The sequence below is a fragment of the Rhodococcus erythropolis NBRC 15567 genome (assembly GCF_001552595.1).
Lineage (GTDB): Bacteria > Actinomycetota > Actinomycetes > Mycobacteriales > Mycobacteriaceae > Rhodococcus_F > Rhodococcus_F erythropolis.
Window position 1 is genome coordinate 1 of the sequence record NZ_BCRM01000021.1, and the last position, 5,280, is coordinate 5,280.

The 5,280-nt window shown below is 60.6% G+C and carries 5 protein-coding genes and 1 pseudogene; 1 reads left to right on the plus strand and 5 read right to left on the minus strand.

Translation table 11 applies throughout. From position 1 onward, the window contains the following. Window positions 1-309 (minus strand): type 1 glutamine amidotransferase family protein (locus tag RE4_RS22910; protein WP_502686357.1); only part of this gene is annotated, 309 nt, incomplete at its 3' end. A 149-nt stretch (window positions 310-458) separates the two neighbouring features. Here RE4_RS22910 and RE4_RS22915 point away from each other — a divergent pair. After that, window positions 459-1,094 carry an isochorismatase family protein gene (locus tag RE4_RS22915; RefSeq protein ID WP_174531781.1) on the plus strand — a complete coding sequence of 212 codons (636 nt, stop codon included), beginning with the start codon at window positions 459-461 and terminating at the stop codon, window positions 1,092-1,094. Window positions 1,095-1,511: 417 nt separating this feature from the next. Here RE4_RS22915 and RE4_RS22920 read toward each other — a convergent pair whose 3' ends face one another. The 4 genes and pseudogenes from RE4_RS22920 to RE4_RS22935 form a co-directional block, all read right to left on the minus strand. Then, window positions 1,512-2,495 carry an NAD(P)H-dependent flavin oxidoreductase gene (locus RE4_RS22920; protein ID WP_060939406.1) on the minus strand — a complete coding sequence of 328 codons (984 nt, stop codon included), beginning with the start codon at window positions 2,493-2,495 and terminating at the stop codon, window positions 1,512-1,514. Between the two features lie 80 nt (window positions 2,496-2,575). Then, window positions 2,576-3,712 carry a CaiB/BaiF CoA transferase family protein gene (locus RE4_RS22925; protein WP_060939407.1) on the minus strand — a complete coding sequence of 379 codons (1,137 nt, stop codon included), beginning with the start codon at window positions 3,710-3,712 and terminating at the stop codon, window positions 2,576-2,578. Further along, complete coding sequence (locus RE4_RS22930; RefSeq protein ID WP_060939408.1) at window positions 3,709-4,806, minus strand: hypothetical protein; 1,098 nt, start codon at window positions 4,804-4,806, stop codon at window positions 3,709-3,711. Before RE4_RS22930 ends, RE4_RS22925 begins: the two co-directional genes overlap by 4 nt. A gap of 50 nt (window positions 4,807-4,856) precedes the next feature. Continuing rightward, window positions 4,857-5,280: pseudogene (locus RE4_RS22935) on the minus strand (ABC transporter substrate-binding protein); the annotation flags it as partial.

Genomic DNA, 5,280 nt, shown 5'->3' on the forward strand with positions numbered 1-5,280 from the left:
CAACCCCACGATCGGGGTGCCGCGAGCGTGCGCCCGGCACAGCTTGGCTCGCAATGACTCGCTGATCGGTGAAAGTGGTAGCGGCCAGGAAGGGATGATCACGATGTCGGCCCAATCGAGTGTCCGCGGTCCCGCCACATCGCCGACCGAGTATCCCTCGACGGTCCGAACCGCGCCCGCGCGATCGGACCACAACCTGGTTTCCCAGTCAGGTGCGAGCCCGAGCCTGCCCACCTCACCGAACACCATCAACGGCGCTGCGAGATGAAACATCGTGATGCTGTCGAACGCATAGACGGCGATTCGCATTTGGTCTCTTCCACATCATGGCGCAAAGTCATCGAAAGTATGCACCCGTGCCACTCACGGATGCATAGACACCTACCGAACAATGGAAGACGACCGTCAGGATCGCCGATACGAAACCGAACCCGACCGACCTTCCAGGAGTGATGAAAGTGCCTACACCTCGCCGTGCCCTTATCGTCGTCGACGTACAGCAGGAATACTTCGACGGTCCACTGCAGATCCAGTACCCGCCGCGTGAGGAGTCATTGGCCAACATCCTCAGCGCCGTCAAGGTCGCTCGCGCGAATGACCTTCCCGTCGTCGTCGTGCAACATCGGATGCCCGAGGCCGCCCCGGTCTTTGTCGAAGGTACGCCCGGATGGTCACTTCACCCAGCGCTCGAGGATCACCTCGATCCGGAAACCAAGCGCATCCACAAGCAGTACGCGAGCGTCTTCGCCGGCACCGATACAGCCGATTGGCTGCACGCGAAAGACATCGACACCATCACGATCGTCGGGTACATGACCAACAATTGCGACCTCGGCACCGCCGTGGAAGCGGAAGCTCTCGGGTTCGCCGCCGAGATTTTGTCAGATGCCAGCGGTGCGATCCATCTGGCCAACGAAGCAGGTCAGGTATCGGCGCAGTCCCTGCACGAGACCCTCATGATTCTTTTGCATTCGAACTTCGCTGCCGTCGCAACAACAAGCGCATGGGTCGACGCCGTAGATTCCGGAACGAGTTTGCCCAAGAGCAATCTTGTCGTCTCAGCCATCCAAGGACGCGAGGCGGCCCTCAGTTGATGCAATGCTGCAGGCCCGCAATAGATTCGGGACGCCTTAATCCCTGCCGGTGCAGACCGAACTCTCATCGACACCTTGGATGCCGCGAAACTTGAAGGACGATAGGTCCTTTGAACGCGGATGTCGGCGCCGGCGGGCCGTGAGCTACTTCTTCGGGGCGCCGGATGGGCAGAAGCTCGAAACATTCGTCTCGTCGGCTCCGCCCTGCGCTTTCCTCGTCCTAACGTCAATGATCGTCCGGATGCACCCGAAACGATCGAGCGCGATGACAAGCCGCGAGGCGATCCGGAAGAGCTCACCGTCACCGCACGACGCATCGAGGACGAGGTATCGGCGGCATGCGGGTCGGCGAGCGCAACGGCAGCGATCATGCGCGAAGGACTGGCCGACTGTAGCGCTCAGCGGGTTCGGACAGCGTCAGGCGCTGACAGGATCCAGGAGGCCGGTAAGCCGTCCGGCAATCAGTGCTTCGGACTCTGCGACAATACGTTCCACCAATTCACCCACAGTGGGGACGTCGTGAATCAGTCCTTGCACAGTCCCCGCCGTCCAGATGCCAGCCTCCGGGTCGCCGCTGTCGAACACCGCTCTGCCTCGCGCACCGGCAACAAGATGTCGAACGTCTTCGAATTTGCCACCACTGGAGAGAATTTCGACAACTTCTTGGCTGATGTTGTTGCGTGCTACGCGAGCGGTATTGCGCAGTGACCTGAAAATCAGCTCGGTGTCCACCTCGGAGGCAGCAACTATCGCCTCTTTGATGTTGCGGTGAATCGGGGACTCCTCGGTACACATGAACCGAGTGCCCATGTTGATGCCGTCGGCGCCAAGCGCCAGGGCGGCCACTAATCCCCGCGCATCGGCAAATCCACCGGACGCGATCATGGGAATGCTGATCCGCTCTGCTGCTGCAGCGATGAGAACGAGACCAGGTACGTCGTCTTCCCCTGGATGCCCGGCGCATTCGAACCCGTCGATGCTGATGCCGTCGACGCCGAGGGCCTGGGCTTTGACCGCGTGGCGGACGCTGGTGCACTTGTGGAGGACCTTGATGCCGGCGGCGTGAAAGTGCGGCAGATGGGGTGCGGGAGAAGATCCGGCTGTCTCGACGACTTTCACTCCGCAGTCGATGATCACGTTGCGATACTCATCGTAAGGCGGAGGTGTGATCGTCGGGAGGATTGTGAGATTGACTCCGAACGGTTGGTCGGTGAGCTCGCGCGTGCGGGAAATTTCTCGGGCAAGATCGTCAGGCGTCGGCTGTGTCAGAGCAGTGAGCATGCCGAGCGCGCCGGCGTTTGCAACTGCCGCTACGAGTTCTGCTCTCCCCACCCACTGCATGCCGCCCTGGACGATGGGGTGACGAACTCCGAACGTCTCGGTAAATGCGGTTGTCAGCACTGGACATCTCCTCGATGATGCATGGATATCGGTTTGTCAGTTACGTTGTTGCCAAGTGGTTTTCGGCCAGAGTGACGCATTCAGCCCATCGACGACGCCCACTCGTTCAAGGCTGGGACCTGCGAGGGATCAGTTCGTGCCATCGGAGGTTCGGCGCGATAGGGCATGGCAGGCGTCAAATATTGCTCGCCACGTTCGTTGGTGCCGGGGATGAAGGTACGGTTCGCAATCACATCGTCGGCGCAGATTACCTGGTCGTAGTCACGCACAAGCGCTGCAACCACTCCGGCTGCGGTGAGATGCTCTACCGCCTCAGCGGCGCTGCGGTGGCACAGCTGCTTCTCGATCGTGGCGACGAGGACTGCACGGTTTTCCACGCGCAGTGTGTTGGTAGAGAACCGCGGGTCGTCGGCCAACTCTGGTAAGTCGATCGCCTTGCACAGTTCGATCCAGGCTCGTGGTTGGTAGCCGCTGATCACCAGCTCGCCATCGACGGCACGAAAGACGTCTGCGGCAGGTGCGACGCTTGGTTGTCCGTTCCCTTTGCGGCTCATAGACTTTCCTGATACTTGCCACTCGATCCAGTTGGCGGTCTGCAAGTGGATTGCGACGTCGAGCAGGGAAACTCGGACAGAGGAGCCCTTGCCGGTGCGATCGCGCCGCAGTAGCGCTGCCAGTACCGCTTGGGCGACGACGTAGCTCGTTGCATGATCTATGACCGGTGCGCCCACACGCTGTGGCGGGCCCTCCGCCTCACCCGTCACCGACATCAGTCCGCTCTCTGCTTGCGCAGCGATGTCGAGCCCGGCGCGGGTGGCGGACGGGCCCTCCGCCCCGTACCCGCTCACCGATACGCTGATGATTTCCGGTCGCAGACGTTGGAGTTCGGCAGAGGAGAATCCCAGTCGATCAAGCGTTCCCGGGCGCAGATTGTGCAGCAAGATGTCGCTCGACGCGATCAGATCCCGAGCCCGCTGCAGATCGGCGGAGTCTTTGAGGTCGAGGCAGATTGAACGCTTTCCACGGTTGTACCCGTAGAAGATGCCGCGCGCGTAATCGGCGTCGATTTGTCGGGCCGGTTCACCGCCAGGGGGCTCGAGCTTGATGACCTCGGCGCCGAGATCGGACAACTGCTGCCCGGCGCTGGGTATTGCGATCAGTTGACCGATCTCCACTACTCGGACACCTGCCAACGGCAGGTCTACTTCGTCGGTCATCGAATGATCTCCACATGAGGCGAAGTGACATCCTCAGCGGGCTCCAGGCAGCGCGCCAACAGGATGCCTTCGGTGTGGTTGCAGGGGTTCAATCGATTTCTGTCACCTTCTGCTCCCCCGATTCGGATTGTCACGGTTCCATCGTCATTGCGCTCGAAGTGTGCGTCGTTGAGGTTGACGGTGTGGTCGCGGTACTCGAAGGACTCGAACCAGTGGTTGTACAGCATCACTCCGAAGTAGGTGCAGTCCGGGAGAGTGAATGTAATATCCACGGCAGTAGCGTCTTTCAGTGACCACCAGCCGGCAATGTATTGGTTGGAGCTGGTGCCGTAGAAGTCTCCCCACCCTCGTTGCTCCGAGGTCACGCGAATCTCGTTGGGAGACTGACTGAGTGTTTCGATGAGCTGAAGACTGCGTCGAAGGCTCACGTCCATGCCACGAGCAAGTTTCGTGAGGCGCTGGGCCAGCCACGCCGTGTCGAGATCGGGGCGTGCACCAGGCGGCGGACCGAGGCGCTCGATGTGGAGAACGGGATCGATCTCCGCGTTACGCGTCTTGTGATACACACGCACTACTACGTCGAAGCAGCGCTCATCCAGCCGAATGCCGCTGCGCCCCTCCAGCTCTTGTGCGACGAAGATCTCGAAGTTGCCGTCCGCGTCACACACCTTGTCGTCGATGACGATGTTGTCGGCGACCCGGTCGGTCCCAGACGCGCCGACGCGATTGGCGAGGACGGCGACGTACGGCACTGTGCCACGGTTACCGTGAATACGGTATGTCTCGTTGGGGTCGATCATCGCAGTCCAGTAGTCGACGTCGATGCCGTCTCCCCAGAACTTTCGCATCGGTGACATCAGAGTGAAGAGTTCAGGTCGGAGCACGTCTTGGCGTTCGATATTCATCTCGGCGAGGTATCCGAACAGGCGAAGTGCGTGCCGTACGCCTTCGGCGCTGTCCAGCGGCGATCCTGTGGCGGCAGCTGTCGAACCGAATGTCGCAAGGCTGTCGGTGACTGCAGACCAAGCCTCGGTGAGCTGCCGGCGATCGTGCGGGGACTCGGATTGTGTTGACTGGTCAGCGAGTTGTGTCATCGTTTCTTCTCTTTCGTAGTAGACGAACTGGATTGTGTATGGGGCGTTGGTCAGCAGAGGGGGTCGAAAGGAACGTCTGCGTCGGACTTGCCCGAGGTCTGGTTGTTCACCCATCTGACGTTCTGGGTCCATCGGTCGGCCGAAATCTGCACAGGCCAGAGGCTCTTCTGTGAAGCCCACACCTGGTTGGCTTTGTCAGCAGGAACATTCATTCGCTCGGTGAGAAGTTGAGCTCCTGCTTGCTCGTTTGCAGGATCGGCTATCCACCCTGCTGCGGCCTCGAGCGCCGCACACACGGGGGCAGCAGCATCGGATTCAGCGAATGTGGCTGTCGTGACGAGCACCGTGCCCAGGCCGTATGAACTCACGCCGTCAGAGGCCACCGGGTCTACTTCTGTAATCGCCGTCATCGGTATTCCTTGAGCATCGAATACGGCCTGGCTGGCAGCGGTGAGAACGGCGGCATCTATGTCG

What these genes read in the sequence shown, in the direction of transcription:
- RE4_RS22925 (WP_060939407.1), bottom strand. Translation starts at nt 3,712, where the DNA reads ATGACCGACGAAGTAGACCTGCCGTTGGCAGGTGTCCGAGTAGTGGAG.
- RE4_RS22930 (WP_060939408.1), bottom strand. Translation starts at nt 4,806, where the DNA reads ATGACACAACTCGCTGACCAGTCAACACAATCCGAGTCCCCGCACGAT.